Below are 17,999 nucleotides of genomic sequence, written 5' to 3'. Positions count from 1 at the left end.
TATGACATTTCGATTACAAAGCGCCGAAAGCCGGCAGGGGCAGGAATCAGATGGATTTAAGGCCGGGTAATATCTGCAGCAGTGGCAGGCGGCTGAACAGGCGCACCAGAGACGCATCTATTTTCTGATTACCGGCATCGGCATGCAGAATATCGAGCGCCCGCTCAACCGGCATTGCGGCTTTGTAGGGACGGTCGGAAGCGGTTAAGGCATCAAAAATATCGCACACCGCCATCATTTTTGCGCCGACGGGTATATCGGCAGAACTCAGACCATGGGGATAGCCCGTGCCATCCAGTTTTTCGTGGTGTGCTCCGGCAATTTGCGGAATACGCTCAAGCTCCGGCGTCCAGGGAATGGTGGCGAGAAAGCGGATGGTATGGCTGACGTGGCTTTCGATTTCGCGCCGCTCTTCTTCCGTCAGACTGCCGCGGCGCACGGCAAGCGCGAGAAAATCCTGATCTTCCAGCAAGGGCCGCTCACAACCATCAATATCGGCGTAAACTTCACCGCGTAATAATTGCAGATGCCCGAAGGTACCTTCATCGAGAATACTGGGCTCGTTGGCAAGTTCAACGGCCTGCTGCATGGCATCCAGTTTTTGCAACGCCTGTTCTTCGGCCTGTTGCAGTTGCTGTTCATATTCAGTATTTAGCCGCCGCTCTCGTGCAGCGACTAATTTTTGCTGCAGAAAATGATTGCGCACCCGCTCTTTCTGCAGGGCTATACGGTAATGAAAACGCACCCAGGCTTCCGGGCTGAGTTTTTTGGCTTTTACCAGTACATGCTCACGCACACCGACTTTGCCAAAATCATGCAGCAGTGCGGCGTAACGTAATTCGCGCAGCTCTTCGCTGCGAAACCGGATGGCCTGATATTCGCGGCCGGTTTCACTGTGCGCCGCCTCGGCCAGAGCAATGGTGAGTTCGGCAACCCGGAAGGAATGACCCGAAGTGGTTGGGTCACGTTGTTCAATGGCATGTACAGATGCACTGACAAAACCTTCAAACAGGGTATTAATACGCTCAATCAGCAGGTTATTTTCAATCGCGATACCGGCCTGGCTGGCCATGGTCTCGAGCAGGGTTACCAGACGCTCATCGAACGGCAGGGTTTCACGCTCGGCAATTTCTGCATTATTCAAGCGTATCTTCGGACTGCGTTTACGGTTTATAAACTGGATAACGCCGACAATTTTTCCATCGTGGGTACGCATTGGAATCACCAGCATCGAACGGGTGCGGTAACCCAGTTTCTGGTCGTAGGCTTTATTAAAAGTAAAAGGCGAACCAGCCGGCAAATGGTAGACATCATCAAAATTCAGGATATCACCGGACAATGCCGCATAACCCGCCAGCGACGACCGGTTAAGCGTGAAGTGCTGTTCCTCTGAATGGAACTCAACCGAATCATTCTGGCTGAGTTTAAATACCAGCTGCCGCTCGCCGTGTTCTCCGGGTTCGATCAGAAAGATGGACGCAGCATCACAGTTAGCAAAACGCCTGGCTTCCTGCAGAATACGCACCAGCAGGCGCGCATGGTCCTGCTCGGCAGACAGTGCCAGACCGATATCCATCAGCCGTTCAAACTGATTTTCCTGATGTTCAAGCTGGCGGGTAAGAAGCTGCGACTGCTGTTGCTGCTGCACGATACGCAGCGCCTGTTGCAGGGCATTGCGCAGAAAAGGCAGAGGAAAATTAACCGGCAACAGTATATCAGCACCCAGCGTATGATAATCGATACCGCTGTGCTGATCATATTCCAGCAGGCGAATCTGGCCTTGCGGAGCCTGCAGGCAAAGCGCCTGCTGCGTTTTGGGATAAAGCCCGATATCGGCACTGGCCGCAGCGGCAGCTAACACACAGCCTGCATCCAGCAGCGCCTGCACGGCGGCTCTGGCCTCCTGTGGCAGGGAGTCCGGGAAAAACAGCGTTGGCGTCGTGTTCATTCGGGTATCCATCCGCACAGGTCACAACAGTCTCAGCTATCAGGATAGACCCGGACAGCTGAACCTGCGGATGACATAAGCATTCAGGGTTTGCGTTCTTCATTCCGCAGCAGTTTGGCAAACGCCGTGATCTGCTCTTCGGTGGTCGGCAAAGCATCCAGCACCCGTTCCAGCCGCTGGGCTTCTTCCACCATAAAATCAATAAACACCCGCACCTTGCGCGGCAAATACTGGCGCGACGGATAGGCCAGAGAAATCGGTCGTGGACGTAAATGCCAGTCAGTAAACAGAGGCACCAGCTGACCATTAAGAAACTGCTCACCGGCCAGCAGATAATGCACATCACCAATACCTGCCCCCTGAACCAGACTGCCCAGAGCAGCAACCACTGAGTTTGTTGAGATTGTCGGTTCAACTTTTACTTCAACAACCTCGCCACTCACTGCATGCGTAAGCTCGTAACTCTGCGGCTGGCTGCCCTCACCGATTTTGACACAGCGCATCTGTGTCAGATCGTTGGGGTGCAATGGCCGGCCTACACGGGCCAGATAAGAAGGCGCAGCACAGAGCACCGAATCGGACTCTGCCAGTGTACGGGCAATCAGAGAGGAGTCGGGCAGGTCGCCCAGATAAACGCCAAGATCAAAGCCTTCCTGAATCAGGTTGACCGGACGATCGGTATGAATAATTTCCAGCCGCACATCAGGATAGCGTGCCTGGTAGCGGGCAAAGTAATGCCCCATGACCCCACTGCCCGCCATCATTGGCACGGCAATGCGCAGCAAGCCCTGCGGGTTACCCTCACGATCAGAAATCATCTCATGCGCTTCGAGAATTTCATGCACCAGGTGCCGGCATCGACTGTAATAAGCACTGCCGACTTCGGTCATACTCAGCTGGCGCGTAGTACGCTGCAGTAAGCGTGCGCCAAGGCTTGCCTCAAGGTCAGCAACCATGCGGCTGACCCGCGATTTGGGCATTCCCAGCGCCTTCCCGGCGGCAGTAAAACTACCCTCATCCACTACCCGGATAAACACAGTCAGTTGATTCAGATCCAGCATGTGGATATTACGCTCCCTTTACATCAAACACAGGCTCAGAAACCGCCAGAGCGGATAATTTTACTTACAGATCAACAAGTTACAAAATCGGCTGTTTTTCATACGAATCTAGAGTGTCAGCAGTTGCTGTGGTACGATGGTATCCATTAAAAAAATAATAAAACAGGCTTACCATGAATACGTCCTGGACCCGATCAGCACTGGCTGTAACACTCAGCACCCTGCTCGCCGCATGTAACAGCGGTGGAGGCAGTAGCAGCAACGCTTCAAGCGAGGTCAGCAAGCCGGATAACAATACTCCCCAACCCTTAGTCCGTAGTGAGATCCGGCTGGACAACATCGCCGATCCTGCACTGCGTACCTGCGTTGAAAGGCTGAATATCAACTATACCGATCAGTTACAGCTGCTGAACTGTCCTTCTGAAGGCATTCAGTCTCTGGACGGCATTGAGCAGTTTGATCACACCATCGTTATCAACCTGATGGATAATCAGATCAGTGATTTATCGCCACTGGCTGCTCTGGACAGTATGCAGTCGCTGGAGATCAGCAACAATAGCCTGACAGACCTGTCTCCTCTGGGACAGCACAAGGCACTGCGTATTCTGAGTGCCAGTAATAATCGCCTCAGCAATATAGATACGCTGAAACAGGTGAACACTTTGCAGCGCTTATATGTGCAGAATAACGCGATCAGCGATCTTAACATCATCAGCGACCTGTCAGGTCTGGTCAGTCTGCGCGCCGACCAGAACCCTGCACCACTGCCACACTCAATTCCACCGGGCATTTCCTACCGGATCTGATAGTCAGCACCAAATAAAAAAGAGCGCCATGGCGCTCTTTTTTATTATCACCGGCGTCTCTCAGGGCGCCGCTATCTGTAAAAACTGATTAGCACTGACATCATTCAGAACCGTCTCCGTACCGCCGGGCCAGCGAATACGGATTTCATCGATGGATGACGCACCAGCCAGACCAAAATGTAACTCCGGCGCATTGGTAGAAATAAAGTTATTCTCCAGACGCATTTCACGATATTGAGTTTTCCCCGCCGCAGTCAGCCAGACCTTGCTGCCAATCGCGGCACTATTGCTTCCGGAAGACTGCAGAGACAACGAGATAAAGTTGTCGTTTGCATTTGTCTGACCACGAACACGGTTTTCATAATAATCCGGTTGTCCGACATTGTTCACAATCAAAATATCGATATCACCATCCCGGTCAAAGTCAGTACAGCTGATACCACGACCCTGTTTACGGTTCGCAACCAGAGATTCCAAAGCCTTCTCGGTAAAGGTACCGTCCTGATTGTTAATAAAAAGACGTGCCTTGGTATTAACAAATTCTTCCCACGACTTACCACCATGATTCAGTAATCCCGCGGCAACATAGAGCCGCTCAAGATCCGGCCGGATATCGTCAAAATTATTACGGCCATTTATATGCTGATTGATATCCAGAAAAAAGTCCGGCAGGGAGTCGACATAATCTTTTACCTGCGCACTGAAGTCGGCAAAGCTCGGATAATCCTCTTTGCTAATGGATGAAAATCCGGTGATTCCCATCGGCGCCAGCAGGGTAAAAAGATACTGTTCATCAGGATAAATCTCAGACTCCGCCATACCGTAGCCATTTACCTGATATATATCGAGCCAGCCGTCATTATTAAAGTCTTTCATACAGGTGCCCCATGCCCAACCGCCATCGCGGACACCTGCAGCATCAGTCACATCGCTGAATACAATAGCATCACCGGGAACAGAATCATTACGGTATAAACGATTGCCGGTACTTCCCCAATTGCCTTCGGTGGTTGGCTCTGCTCCGGACATAACTTCAGCATCGTAAATACTGCTGATAAACCAGTCCAGGTCGCCATCATTATCAAAGTCTCCCAGCGCAGCTCCCATACCATTTTCATCATTGATAACACCATCATTAGTTACATCTGTAAATGAATGGTCTGCTTTTCCCTGAAAAATACGGGTACGGAGAAAATCAGCGGTACTGGCTAAGTCCACAATATGATCGCCATTAAAATCGGCAAAGGCAGGTGTGAAGGTAAAGTCACGGTCACCGATTTTTCCGGAGAATCCCCAACTGGAAGGAGCTGCAGTAAAGTAGCCTGTACCGTCATTCAGCCAGAGATGCGTCTCTTCAACGGCTTCGGGAATATCCCAATGAGCCAGAAAAACATCCAGATCACCGTCACCATCTATATCGTAAAATGCTGAAGACAGGGTTTTTCTCAGCACATGAAAGCCGGAATCTTCCTGACGGATAAAACGCCCCTGCCCATTGTTAAACCATATTGATGGTGTTTCCGTCAGCATATTACCGACAAATAAATCCGGCCAGCCATCACCATTCAGATCCGCCATTGCCAGAGCCGGAGCATCATTAATACCATTCAGGCCGTAGTTATCTGCTGCTTCGGAAAAGTATCCATTATTGTTAATCAGTACCACTGGCCCATGCTCGTTACCGATATCAAGAATGACATCGGCATCACAGTCACCATCGATGTCAGCAGCAGCTACCGATCCGGTATTCACCAGAGAGTTAAAACTCGTCAGAAACTCTCCCCAGGCTGAAGAGGTAAAGCGTCGATGGTAACTCAACCCGGTTGCCAGTTCGGTCCGTTTAAAAAAGCTCTGCGTCCCTTCGAGTACCGGGTCTGCGATATTTGTCTGAGTACAGCTAACCGACTGATAAGCAGGCACATCACCTAAATCAGGCGTGTTACCACGCGGGTCTGTAACATCCCCCGGCTGAGGTTCCGGCAACATGAAGTCGTTATCAAACGCCAGACGAAGCTCTGGTATCAGCCTCATACCATCCGGCGAGGGTTCTGAGAAATCCGGTAACCATTTTGATACGCACAACACATCGGTAAGGCAGGGGTCGGTCAGGCTGTGAAGAAATGCACCAAGATCTGCAATGGCCTCATCGTTGAGCGGTGTGAAGTTAACCTTATGCTGGGTTGAACTATAGATAAACTGGTCAAAATAAGAGTCGATAGCTTCTTCGGTATTTTCTTCAGCATTAGCATAAGTTACGCCCAGCCCATCCAGCTGAGGCAAGCCGCTTAACGAGAAGTCATAGTCATTTAATGCCTGCTGCGGGCTGATATGCCAACGAATCGCGGTTTCCAGATCAGGCAAACTGCCTGCATGCATATACGGATGTGTCAGCCCGACATTCAATAAAGAAGGCGTGCGGAAACGATGAAGATCAGACCTGGTACGGGTCACGTTGTAACGCCCGAAATCTTTCTGTGCTACATTTTTACCACGTCCGACCTGCGGTGTTGCAAAGGCGTAATATTCTTCGTCGGAAAAGTGCTCACCTGTGTGGCAACGGTTACATCCACCACCACCTAAACCTACCGGTTTAAAAAAGGTCACTGCACCCCGTTTCTGCTCTGCTGTTAAAGCGGAATCATTACCTTCCAGGAAACGGAAAAAAGGATTATCCACTGCAATCTGTGAACGCTGATATTCGGCTAAAGCCAGTGCAATATTATCGTAGCTGACCAGTGTATCCGCCGAACTTACATAATCGTCAAAAACATCACGGAATTTCTGCTCCCACTGAGGGTATGAACGTACCTTATCGGCGACCGCACGACGAATGCCATAGCGTGACTCTGCGGCTTCTGACGAGAAGCCCTTCATTTCTTCTGTCGAAGTAACCGGAAAACGCGCCTGGGCTGCTGTCAGGTTACTTCCGGCATCCGGATCCGGTCCTTTAAACTGGCTGTCCGGTGTTCGTATCGGTGTACCCGCACCATTATCCGATGCGATAGCAACCCGTCTGTAGCCTGAACCATCAAATTCAACAGACTCAACCCGACCATCCCAGAACATCGCCACGTCATAAAAGGCAATATTAAATGTCGTTGGACTGTTGCGCCCAACATTTGGTCCACCGTTCGCTTTAGGATCGAGGTAGTAATTACCGTCATGGCGTCTGCCCGGGCCAATCACATCTTCCTCATGAGCACCAACACCCACCGGCAGCGATAACTGATCGGTACCAGCCAGACGTGGATCGTGACAGCTGGCACAGGCAACATCTCCATTGATACTCAGAGACTTGGAAAAGAAAAGCTCCCGGCCCAGCACAGCCAGAGGATCGTTATGCGCCGGTAATGAACGCTCACGCAGACGTGACGGCTCAAGATGGCTGACTAAAGCCCGCAGCTCGCGGGTTAAATCATCATCGGCATCACCGCCTGAATCACCGCCTGAATCACCGCCTGAATCACCGCCTGAATCACCGCCTGAATCACCGCCTGAATCACCGCCTGAATCACCGGCAGCAGTACTGCCTGAACCTCCCCCGCAAGCACTTATTAATAGCATAAACAACAGGCTGATTAATGTACGATACAGTGTTTTATTCATATCATTGATAAGTCTGAGACCAGGAAGGTTGTGGATTATTATAATTTTCCATACCACTGTACTGCCCATGCTTCGGATGACCAGGGAGATAGTTATTCGGGTGGTCACCTTTTTGCGTCTCCGCCAGAAGACCACCGTCCCCGCCCATATTCAGCCAGAAACCAGGCATGGTCGCTGCTGGTGTAAAACCACCATCCCTGACCGGCGTCCAGTTAATTGAACGGGTTCCCGCACTTAAAAAGAAAGCTTCAGAGTGGTTCAGATAATTGGATTGCACCGGAAAAAGCTGTGCATGGGGAGATTGCCCCATCAGGGATTCAGGACCATTTACCAGCAAGCCTGCTGCACCCGATACACTGATCACATTCGTTGTTTTGGCATCAATCCAGCCAATGGTACGGACACCACCCAGCTGTGTTTCCAGCTGAATTTCACCAGCATCAATAAAACCAAGCTTCGCATCTACGGTAATGGTAGGGCGGATAAAGCCCGAAATAACATCAATCGCATTGCCCTGGTAGCCATAAGAGTCTTCCGCCCCTAAACGGAAGCCAACAATTTTTCCGGTGTCCTGATCGAAAGCGAATTCAAAATAAGGGTTTTGCTGAACAAACGGAGTCAGCTCATAAATTCCGTCACCATCATCATCCCGAACCTGACCCATCGTCACATCACGTAATTTAATATCAACACCGGAGTCAGGTTTAAAACCCGAAGGGAAAACACTGGTATTGAAAAAGGATTCTTCACCCACGTTGTGAGTAAGGCCTGATGACAGATAATTATCAGCCCCCAAACCGACAGATCCACAAGGGTTCGCGGTACAGGCCCAGTTAATATTATCGTTATAAGAGACTGGTGGATTATTGTTATAACAAACCTTATCACCGCCGGCACCGCCGGTACAGTTAGTACCTTCCGGACGCCAGTAACGGCCAAGGGCAATCTCCTCAATATTGGCGTTAATTTCGATTTTTGCTCCCATCGTCAGACGCAGCATATCCAGTGCACTGCCGTCTGCCTGTGTCATCGCCTGCTCTTTAACCTCAAAAATTGCCTGACCATAGGTTGCTGAAAGGTCAGCCTCATTCATGGGGGCCATACCTGCGACTGCCGTCGACCCGAAAGCAAGAAAGCTCAATAACTGTGTGATTTTTATTATTTTCATAATCAGTTAACCGGGAAAATATTAATTTTAGTCTGTGCAGGCATCGACAGCTCACCATCCATTTCGATGCCCATAATAAACTGATGACTGGCGCCAACGGTTCTGCCCGGACCGACGTAAATGCCTTCCGTCTTCAGTTCATCGAAGATAACCTCTTCAGGCATAGTCCATTGCAACGCACTCTTATTCTGCGTTGGTCCGAAATCGTTAATCAAATCAAGCTTGAGACCCTTAATCTCAATCGCACCGGTCAGCTCATCAACCACCAGCCAGTATTCGGTAGGATCTACATAAGATGCATCAGTATTGTTATAACTGATGCGGGTGCCAGTGCCAAACTCAGCCCTGGCGCTTAACGTAATACCTGTCTGACCAGTCTGATCCGATAAGGCTTCATCATCCAGCAGAGCCATCTCAGAGTGAGCACACAGTGCGTAAAACAACATCAGAAAAGAGTATTTTTTCATATCATAGATCCTGAGTTGTAATAACCATGCGCTGAATTTCCAGACCGCGAATTTCAATAACATTCTGATTCGGGATATAAGGCAACGGATTATCAGGGTTATTCTGATTAAAGATCTCTACCTGTTCATTATAAATAACGGTTTTAGGAACAAAAGCACGATGAGCAACCCCGGAGGCAATATAAGCAACAGCACCGGATCGTTCTCTCAGATAAATATCTTCATAGCCGGTAATGATCTCTTCATCGTTTTCGTCCCCAAAGCCAAGTGACTGAATAAAAATATTCCCCTGAGCAGCCTGCCCTACATCCTGAGGCAGCTGAGCCACTTCAATACGCATCTGTGTTTTTGCCGGCTCAAAGTTGTTTTGTCCCCAGGTGTAGCGTGCTTCCTGCTGGAACTGAACCGTACTGATTGTCAGCGGCTGATCTACCGTACCGAGTGGCAGGTACATATCAACGCCCTTGAGCGATAAGGCACTGGCTGCAGCATTATTAAGGTTGGTATTCAGAATAATTTCATCCGCACGCAGCCCCGTCGTCATTGCCATCGCCAGACCCTTGGTGGCATGAATGGGCTCACCGTTGATATAACTGGTTACAGGTGCTTCATTCTGATTATCATGCGCCCAGATATGGGTTTCTGTGCCGTAAAGACGCACACCTTTCAGATCAACATAAGAAAGAAACTGCTCATCCGGGCTAAGCAGGCGGTTGCTGTCATTGACAGAATCCACCCGCATATGTAGGTCAAATTTGGACGTTGCCTGATCTAACTCTGCTTCGAAAAGCGCCAGCTCGGCGGCATGGGTATCGGCCAGGGTAAAATAGTTACCAACATTTACCGATCCGTTACTGAAGAACCCCTGTGGAGCATCACGATAGCTGCTGAACGCATTTCCTCCGGCAGAAAATGTATTCGCATAGGTTCTCTGACCTTCGGCAAAACGGAAGAAACTGCGTTCGTTCTGATCAAGATCGGCCGCCGGAAAACCGGTATATAAAGCAGTAAAGCTTTTATACCCGGTCGTCCCATCAGTAAAAGTTGCAAGATGGCTCTCAGTAATTTCGCGTAAATCCCCCAAAAACAGCGGATTTTCATAAGTACCAAAGAAACCACCGGTATCAGGACCACCCAGCTGATCTTTTGTTACCCCTGAGCGGTTAAAACGCAGCTCACTGAAAATCAGATAATCCGGGTCAACACCTTCAGTGAGCTGCAACTTCAGCTTAAAGTCATCCGGCATTCCGTAATTTCCGGAATAAATAGCAACATTTTCAAAGGTTGCACCGATACCCTCCCCGGTGACCTCACTCATTTGTGAGTCGTCAAGGGATTGCATGGCAGCTCCGGCTTCAGAAAAAAGAAGAGAAGACGCGACAAAAATTACTGGAATACTATTTTTTTCCATCATTGATTTCTCCAGTTCCATCGGCGGTCTGCTGCTGTACATGAGCCACCATTAGCATAAGAGTCCATACCAGATCCAAAGGCATAACTACAAACTGCACGGCCATTAATATTGAACTCTTGGAAATTAGAATTCACAGGGAACGTTGCATTCAGCGTCGCATTTGTTAGTGTGCACTGACGCATATATGGTTCATCATCATCACCGCCATTAAAGGCTTCATAAGCATCATCAACCAATTCAAAACAGTAACTCTGTGTTGGACTAGTTTCAGAGAGTTTCTTATTGATCAATCTATTGTTATCCGGATTCCAAGTCCACAGCGCTTCTGGCCCACCACAATTCGACAATGAGGCCTGACGTAAACATGAACCATCATTCTGACGAAGCTCACGCCATAAAGGCACAGCCGTAAAGGTCAATTGTTTCGTAAAGGTTTCCGGATACGTTGATCCATCTCCACCTTCAAGCTTCAGCTCCAATGTGAAGTTTGTATTGGTAATAACAAAGGGAACAACAAAGCTACCTGATACTGTCAGCGGAGCAGAAGGATCATGCGATGCGAATCCATAATCAACGTTACCGGTACGAGCCGTGAACAGGCTGTTTGTGTCTGTTTGGGTTACGACACCATCAAACCAACTGTTATCTGTAATACTCCAGGTGTACCGGATCTTTTTATGATCGATATCCAGTGTATTTTTTGCCGGAAGAGTAAAGCTGAAGTTTACTACACGACGAGTTGGAGAATGCTCGGTATTCGTCGTGAGGTAACTTGGTACCGCAGGAGTAACGCCTGGCTCATAAACAGTATCGCCACCATTCGACAACGTAATAGAGTAATTATTTTCAATACGGTCTTTGGTATTTAATACCGTCACCGAATCATCAGTGCGGTTAATCGCACTGTCTTTATTGGCATTATTTAATGCTCCCATACCGACGACGCGCGGGATATTCGGGTCCTGCAGAGTCACCTGAACATTCAGGCTGGCGGTCGGCTCCAGAGTATCAATGGTATTCAGTGTCAGTTGTGCAGTATTGCTGCCACCATCAGAGAAGCTGATGGTTCCGGTTTCGGCTGAGCCGGATGCAAAGTCGATGTAATCGGCATTGGTTTTACCTACTGCCTTGCCCTGAACGTCAACAACATAATCGAAGCTGAAAGCGGTATTGATATTATTTGAACGGGCGATATCAAATATTACAGACTGCCCCTCGTTCACACTGGTCTGAGTACTGGAGATAGTCACCAGCGCTGGGCGGGTTACATCCACAATTGTCAGATCAGTCAGTGCACGGGTGATATCCTCACCGCTAACCGCCGCCAACTGCAGCTGCAGTAACTCATCATTTTCCTGTACATCATCATTCGTAACGGCGACCTGAATAGTACGCAGCTCCGTTGCTGCGGTACCAGGCGATGCCAGCGAAAGAGCAGGCCAGTTAAGCGATGTTGTGAAGCTGGCGTCAGCAGCATCTGCCGTTGACGCCGGCGAAGCGGTTATCAGCAGATCGGCAGCCGGAGCATAAATGGCCGTATTATAGCGCCGTACCGTTACCTCACACACCAGATCTTCCGCTGTCGCACGCAGTTCTGATGGAACCTCTGTACTGGTGTTAGGTTCTTTACAGGTGAATGCATCGGCTGTGAACTCAAACTGTCCCGGAGCATAGTCACGGACAATTAATGCGCCATTATTATTTGCAGACAGCAAAGGATCTTTGCCAACCTCTCCAGAAACACTGGTCAGAGTAAATTCGATTTTACGGTCTGCAGTACCAATCGCGGCACGATTCAGCGCACGCACTTCGAAACACTGCTGTTCGTCACTGTAAGGAGAACCTGGATTGCTGGCAAAGATCACCGTTCCGGAAGAAGAAGCAGGGACAATATCAGCGGTATTTACAAATTCGTAATCGATACCCGGTTGGGCAGAGCCGCCAATGCTGTAGCCAACCGTCACCGCACCATCGCCTCCGGACTTCCGTACAATACAGACCGCACGTGCAACACTGTCGTTCTCGAGAATCAGAGGATCGGCCGGTAACTGCAGTTCAAAGTTACCGAACGGGTTAGGTGTAACGTCATTAAGGCGCAGATTGTAGCTGGCCGGAACACCGGCTTCGAGGCCAGTGGTAGCACTGACGTCCAGATCAAAGACTGCCAGTTCCGTACCTTCACGTTCGGCATCATCGTTACTGTCCAGCAACAGGGTCACGGTTTGTGTTCCGCGGGTATCAGCCGGCCAATTAACTGCAGCACGATCAACAGCAACGGCACCTGAACCGGCGAAAGCGATATCGGCAACGCCGCTCAGGGTATTTTCTGCGCCAAGAGTTACAAGGCTGGAGGCCGCGTTAAATACCACATCTGCCGTTATGGGATTGCGGCTGCCACGCACACGCTCAACCGTTAAAACAACGGAAGAACTGTCTTCATTTACTTCGCTGCCAGCAAGGGTAAATTGCAGCTTCCCGGCCGGAGGCGCCGGCAGAATCGCAGCGCGCTCCGCTGCCGACAGCAGGCGGTTAAAGATCTGTACGTCATCCATCAGGCCAGTAAAAGATACTGGCGCGCCAGGCACATAACCGATAAATAAATCGTCATTGTTGCCTACCGACGTTTCTCCGGCAGCAAAATTAACACTGGCCTCAGGGCGCAGAATATTATCAATATAAACATCGATACCGTCGCTGCGCTTGCTGTACACCACATTCAGCCACTGGCGGTCTTCCAGAACGGATGTATTACCATTTTGGTTGGCATTAACGGTTGTTGTATTGGTGATATGAAGCTGGTCAGCCCCCGGATGCAGAAACAGTGCAGGCTGACGTCCACTTGTACCCTTCTGCAGAATTCCTCGCCAGTCAGAACCATTGCCATTTGCTTCGATGCTGATACGGAAAGCAACGGTATATTCATTTACCGGAATATCCAGGCCATTAACGCCGTCTGAATCCAGGCCCGGAACAATCATGCGCTGAGTACCACTAAGCGACAGCGCACCGGCGATCACCGGGGGCATTGGGTTGAGGCTGTTATTCAGGGCATTGTGATTATTACCGCTGATATCTTTCTGCGGTACACCAAGATCATTGAAATCATAATGCGCCAGAATCGGTGCTTTTACCCGAACAGTAACAAAGGCTTCTGATGTTGCAGCCTGAGCAGTGCCTTGCGGAATATCTGTCGCATTTACGCGGAAAACAAGAATCGCATCCTGCTGCAGCAAGACTGGCGTGCTGTACTCCGCCGTCAGTTGTGCAGTGCCTGCCGCTCCGGTGGTCAGAACTTCATTACTGATAACAACATCGGAGTTGCTGACATCACTGAAACGGCTGTCAGAAATCAGAGTCCAGCTGGCCGAGGCAATACCCACACCTTCGTCATCCGCCAGTTGAGCAGAAAGAACTATGCCAGAGGTATTTTCTGCAACCACGGTCTGCGTCGCACTGGTATCGATAATGGCCGGGAAGTTGGTTTCTTCGCCATTAATAGTCCAGTTGCCTTCTTCAATCCGGTCCTGAGCATTGATCCAGATCTGATCAACACCGGCAATTTCCAGCGCCAGTTTCAGCTTGGCGTTTTCAACAGCATTGGTCGGCGCTGCATAATACCAATCCGCTCCGAGCGTATTACAGGCAGTAAAGCCATCGCTCCAGCGCAGGCTGGAAGAAGCCGTAGTTTCAACCAGGCGCCATTCATAACCATTGGTACAGGCATAACCACGACTTAGCGGCTGCGAATTAGTATAGGTACACTGATCAGCGTACCAGGTACCGCCCTGCTGGGCTTTACGGTCGTAATAAGCGCAGTCGCGGTCTTCGTCCAACAATGAAACAACACCCCAGTCACTGTACGACATAAATGAGCGCCAGTTGCCCTCTACGCCCTGATCACTGAGGTTAATCCACAGGTCTTCATTAGCCGCTGCGGCAATACCGGCAAGTACGGCCTGACTATCACTGGCAGAGACAGAACCATAGCCCTGCGGTGCCATAAATTCAGAGCCCGTCACTTCGCGCTGACAACGGCTGAAGCCACGGGACCAGATATCTTTACTGCTTGTCGCTGTCCAGATGATATTACCGCTGCTGTTAATAGTACGGCAGGCAAAACGGGCAGCTTCTGTTGAGCAGCGTGCAGCATACCATTCACCGGTCTGATGATTGATTTTGGCGCAATCACGGTTACCGATATTGGATGGCTCTGTAGCAGCCCACCAGGTGAAGCGCAGACGGTTAGCAATCCACTGAGATTCGAGAGCAGTATCAGACAAGTTGATCCAGACAGGTTGTCCGCTCATTTGCGCCTGCAGTTCAGCCAGCTCATTCGGTGTACGCGGTACTGCGTACAGGCTGTTTTCGTTGTCTTCACAAATCTGGAAGCCACGGTTCCAGCGGTCGTTACCGGAAATAACCCAGGCGCCATTAAAGCAGGCAACGCCATACTCCAGATTACAGTCAGCGTCGGTAATTGAGCCATCCGGGTGCAGCAGAGAACAATCGGCATTATTGAAGTTATTGAATGTCGCTTTCTGCCAGCTGCGTAATTCCAGACGGTTAGCAAACCAGTTCCCCTGTGCGGCACTCACACGGTTGCTGCGGTAATAATTGATCCAGGTATTCTTAACCTGAGCCTTAATGCTGCGAATCGCTGCATCGAGCGCCAGATCTTCCGCTGCGGTAACCGGCGCAGCAAAGAAATAGTTGTCACCATGCTGTTCTTTACACAGCTGATTACCACGATCATAAGACCAGTAGTCTTCACCAACCTGAGGCGTAATTTGCAGAGTACCGCCGACCAGCTCACCTTTAGCAGTCGCAACTTTCCAGCTGGCGCCATCAAAGCAGGCATAGTGTGCGGCTTCGCTGGTACAGTTAAATGTACGCCATGGATTATTCTGTCCGGCAGCAACAGAAGCCTTAAAAGCACAATCAGCAACAGGTTGCTGTCCCGGGTAAGCATTCAGCCAGTTACTGTAAGGCAGATTTTTCTCGAAGGTTTCACCTGAAGACGCAGCGCTGACTTCATCTTCTTCGGCACCGTCCGTCATGTTCAGCCAAACAAATGCAATCGCAGAACCGCGCTGCTTGGCAGCCAGCAAGCGGGCAAAGTCCAGCTGAATGGCATCGTTTTTATTCAGCGGTGCAGAAAAAACAAACCCAGAACCATATTCATAAAAACACTGGCGATGACCTTCATCAAAACGGGTAACTCTGCCCTGTGAACGGGTTACTTTCCAGGTACTTCCATCGGTACAGGCCCAGGGTGCTTCAGTGGCTGCGTTGCAATCAAGGTCTGCCCAGCGACCATCAGCATACTGGGCAACACAGTCTTCACCTTTAACCGCTGCGGTTTCAGCCGCAGCAAGAATACCGCCATTATCAGGCTGATTCGCCTGCCATTCTGGCCAGCTGGGATTTCCTGTGATATTCGCAGCATTGGTAATCCAGTCGTTTTCCGCGATGGAATCGGTAGCATTCAGCCAGGCAACCGTACCCGCCGGAATAACCGCCAAAGCCTGCAGGTTTTCGTTATAAGTTGTTGGTGCAGCAAATACCCAGCCACTGCCGAGTGATTTACAGGCTTGTGAAGCAACTGAGAAATCCTGCAGCGAACCGCTGTTGACCGACAACTGCCACTGATTACCATTGCGGCAAAGGTACTGATTCATCTGCGAACCACAGGCAACATCGGCCCATTGTCCACTGCTGTTCAGCGTCGCACAGTTTTCTGCTTTACCACCATTAGGCTCATTACTTCCCCAAGCAGGAATTAACAGATCCAGCTCATTCCAGACCCAGGTGTTATAGTCCTCAAGGCGGTTACCATTAATCCAGACATCACCGCTGACACCCTGTTTTTCAGCGAAATATTTAATTGCCTGCATCTGACGAAAATCTTTAGGTGCAGAAAATAAATACCCCGGATTCAGGGCCTGACAGGCACGCTGCCCTTCAAGCAAATCATTCAGTGCATAAGAAGTTTCAGTAAAGTACCAGCGGCCGCCGGAAAAACAGGCAACCGGGCGACTCTCACTGCAGTCACGGGCATTCCAAAGAGTGGTGTCGACAGAAGCTGAAACACAACGTAAATCCGTATTATTAACCGGTTCATTATCGGCCCAGTTATTCAGGTTACGGTTTATTTTCCAGACACCTTCTGCATCACGGTCTGTGGCATTAATCCATACCGTTCCGCTAGTGGTGACTGCGGTCAGTTCAGCACGCTGAGATAAACGCTCTGGCGCAAAAAACTTGTACTTACTGCCGAAGTCGTTCTGACAAATCAGATTATAAAATTCGATATCCTGATCAAACGCATAGGTTGATGTTGTAATCTGCCAGTTACCATCAACACCATCATAAGGATCATAACAGGCAACTCGGCGCTGCTGCGAACAGCTCACATCGTTCCAGAAGCCACCGGCGCCAGCATCCTGCTCTGCACAATCCTCACCACTACCAGCATTATTAGGCTCACCGGACTTCCAGAATGGAGCCACCACATCCAGATTTTTATTAAATTTCCAGACGTTTTCGTATTTTTTATCCTGCAGGTTAATCCAGATGGTTCCGACACCGGCCTGCGAGGCGATCGTCTGCAGTGTCAGGCTATCCTGCACCGATAAAGGTGCTGCAAACTGATAGTTACCGGCTTCGCCATTATCGGTAATTCCGGTACAGGCCTGCATCGGATTGGCCATACTTTCAACATCTGTACCGCCATTAAATGAAACTGCGGTTGCAGAAATCGCCCAGTTATAGCCGTTGAAACAGGCTACACGCTTAGTGTCACCACAGTTGGTATCATCCCAAAGGCCACCATCGTTTACATAAAGCTGAGCGCAATCACCGGTATTATTAGGTTCAGGCTTTGCACCCGGATCAAAGAAACCACCATCCGTTACCTTCCAGTAATTCGGTGCCCCGGTATTAATATCAACCGCCTGCTCAAAAGTTACGGTATTGGCGCCGGTTTCATAGTCAGGAAAGGGGCCGGAACGGACGTTATTGTCACCATCAACAACGGCGTACCAGATCGGTGAGCCGAGGTCCCCCCCACGATTATACGGACTTTCGCTGACGCGCTGGTTAAATACCCAACGTCCTTCCTGATCACGGTCCTGCAGATTAATCCATATCGGATAAGGATTACCGGTGGAATCTGCTGCAGCTTTCAGCGCGGCGTTCTGCGCAGCAGTTACCGGCGCAGCAAATTCATAGCCGTCAAAACAGTTGCGTCCCGCACGCTCAAACGGTTGCAGGGCAAGACCGCCAAACACCTTCCAGTCAGTACCGTTATAGCAGGCAGTACGGTTAGTAGATGAGCAGGCAGCATCGTTCCAGCGGCCATCACTGAGCATAACGGCGCAATCTTCATTGCCGCTGTTATTTGGTTCACCAGCGTTCCAGTTACTGTAAACAGAACTGCCGCTTTCCCACACCATTTCCGGAGGAATCGGTGTTTCTGCGTGAGCATACGCTGATAAAAATGCAGCAAACAGTATGATATTTTTTGTCAT

The 17,999-nt window shown here is 50.0% G+C and carries 8 protein-coding genes; 1 reads left to right on the top strand and 7 read right to left on the bottom strand.

Annotated features, from left to right (window positions below; translation table 11 throughout):
- Positions 1-46: 46 nt before the first annotated feature.
- Both HUF19_RS18345 and HUF19_RS05230 read right to left on the bottom strand, forming a co-directional pair.
- Positions 47-1,948 (bottom strand): GAF and HD-GYP domain-containing protein, encoded by a 1,902-nt coding sequence (locus tag HUF19_RS18345; protein ID WP_270049438.1) that lies wholly within the window; start codon positions 1,946-1,948, stop codon positions 47-49.
- An 83-nt stretch (positions 1,949-2,031) separates the two neighbouring features.
- Positions 2,032-3,009, bottom strand: coding sequence for a LysR family transcriptional regulator (locus tag HUF19_RS05230; protein ID WP_260998808.1), 978 nt, complete (start codon positions 3,007-3,009; stop codon positions 2,032-2,034).
- 173 nt (positions 3,010-3,182) lie between these two features.
- On the opposite strand from HUF19_RS05230, the gene HUF19_RS05225 reads away from it, so the two are divergent.
- Positions 3,183-3,815, top strand: coding sequence for a leucine-rich repeat domain-containing protein (locus tag HUF19_RS05225; RefSeq protein ID WP_260998807.1), 633 nt, complete (start codon positions 3,183-3,185; stop codon positions 3,813-3,815).
- A 60-nt stretch (positions 3,816-3,875) separates the two neighbouring features.
- Here HUF19_RS05225 and HUF19_RS05220 read toward each other — a convergent pair whose 3' ends face one another.
- The 5 genes from HUF19_RS05220 to HUF19_RS05200 form a co-directional block, all read right to left on the bottom strand.
- Complete coding sequence (locus tag HUF19_RS05220) at positions 3,876-7,421, bottom strand: FG-GAP-like repeat-containing protein (protein WP_260998806.1); 3,546 nt, start codon at positions 7,419-7,421, stop codon at positions 3,876-3,878.
- 1 nt (position 7,422) lies between these two features.
- On the bottom strand, positions 7,423-8,514 hold the full coding sequence (locus HUF19_RS05215; RefSeq protein ID WP_260998805.1) for a hypothetical protein: 1,092 nt from the start codon (positions 8,512-8,514) through the stop codon (positions 7,423-7,425).
- Positions 8,515-8,591: 77 nt separating this feature from the next.
- Positions 8,592-9,056, bottom strand: a complete 465-nt coding sequence (locus HUF19_RS05210) for a DUF6160 family protein (protein WP_260998804.1) — start codon at positions 9,054-9,056, stop codon at positions 8,592-8,594.
- Position 9,057: 1 nt separating this feature from the next.
- Positions 9,058-10,398, bottom strand: a complete 1,341-nt coding sequence (locus HUF19_RS05205; protein WP_260998803.1) for a hypothetical protein — start codon at positions 10,396-10,398, stop codon at positions 9,058-9,060.
- A 68-nt stretch (positions 10,399-10,466) separates the two neighbouring features.
- The gene (locus HUF19_RS05200; RefSeq protein WP_260998802.1) at positions 10,467-17,999 is read right to left on the bottom strand and encodes a lectin-like protein; all 7,533 of its coding nucleotides are present in this window, start codon (positions 17,997-17,999) and stop codon (positions 10,467-10,469) included.

It is taken from the genome of Thalassolituus hydrocarboniclasticus, from assembly GCF_025345565.1.
In the GTDB taxonomy this organism is placed as follows: domain Bacteria; phylum Pseudomonadota; class Gammaproteobacteria; order Pseudomonadales; family Oceanobacteraceae; genus Venatoribacter; species Venatoribacter hydrocarboniclasticus.
The sequence above is the reverse complement of the archived record's forward strand: the minus strand, read 5'-3'. Positions and strand labels throughout refer to the sequence as shown.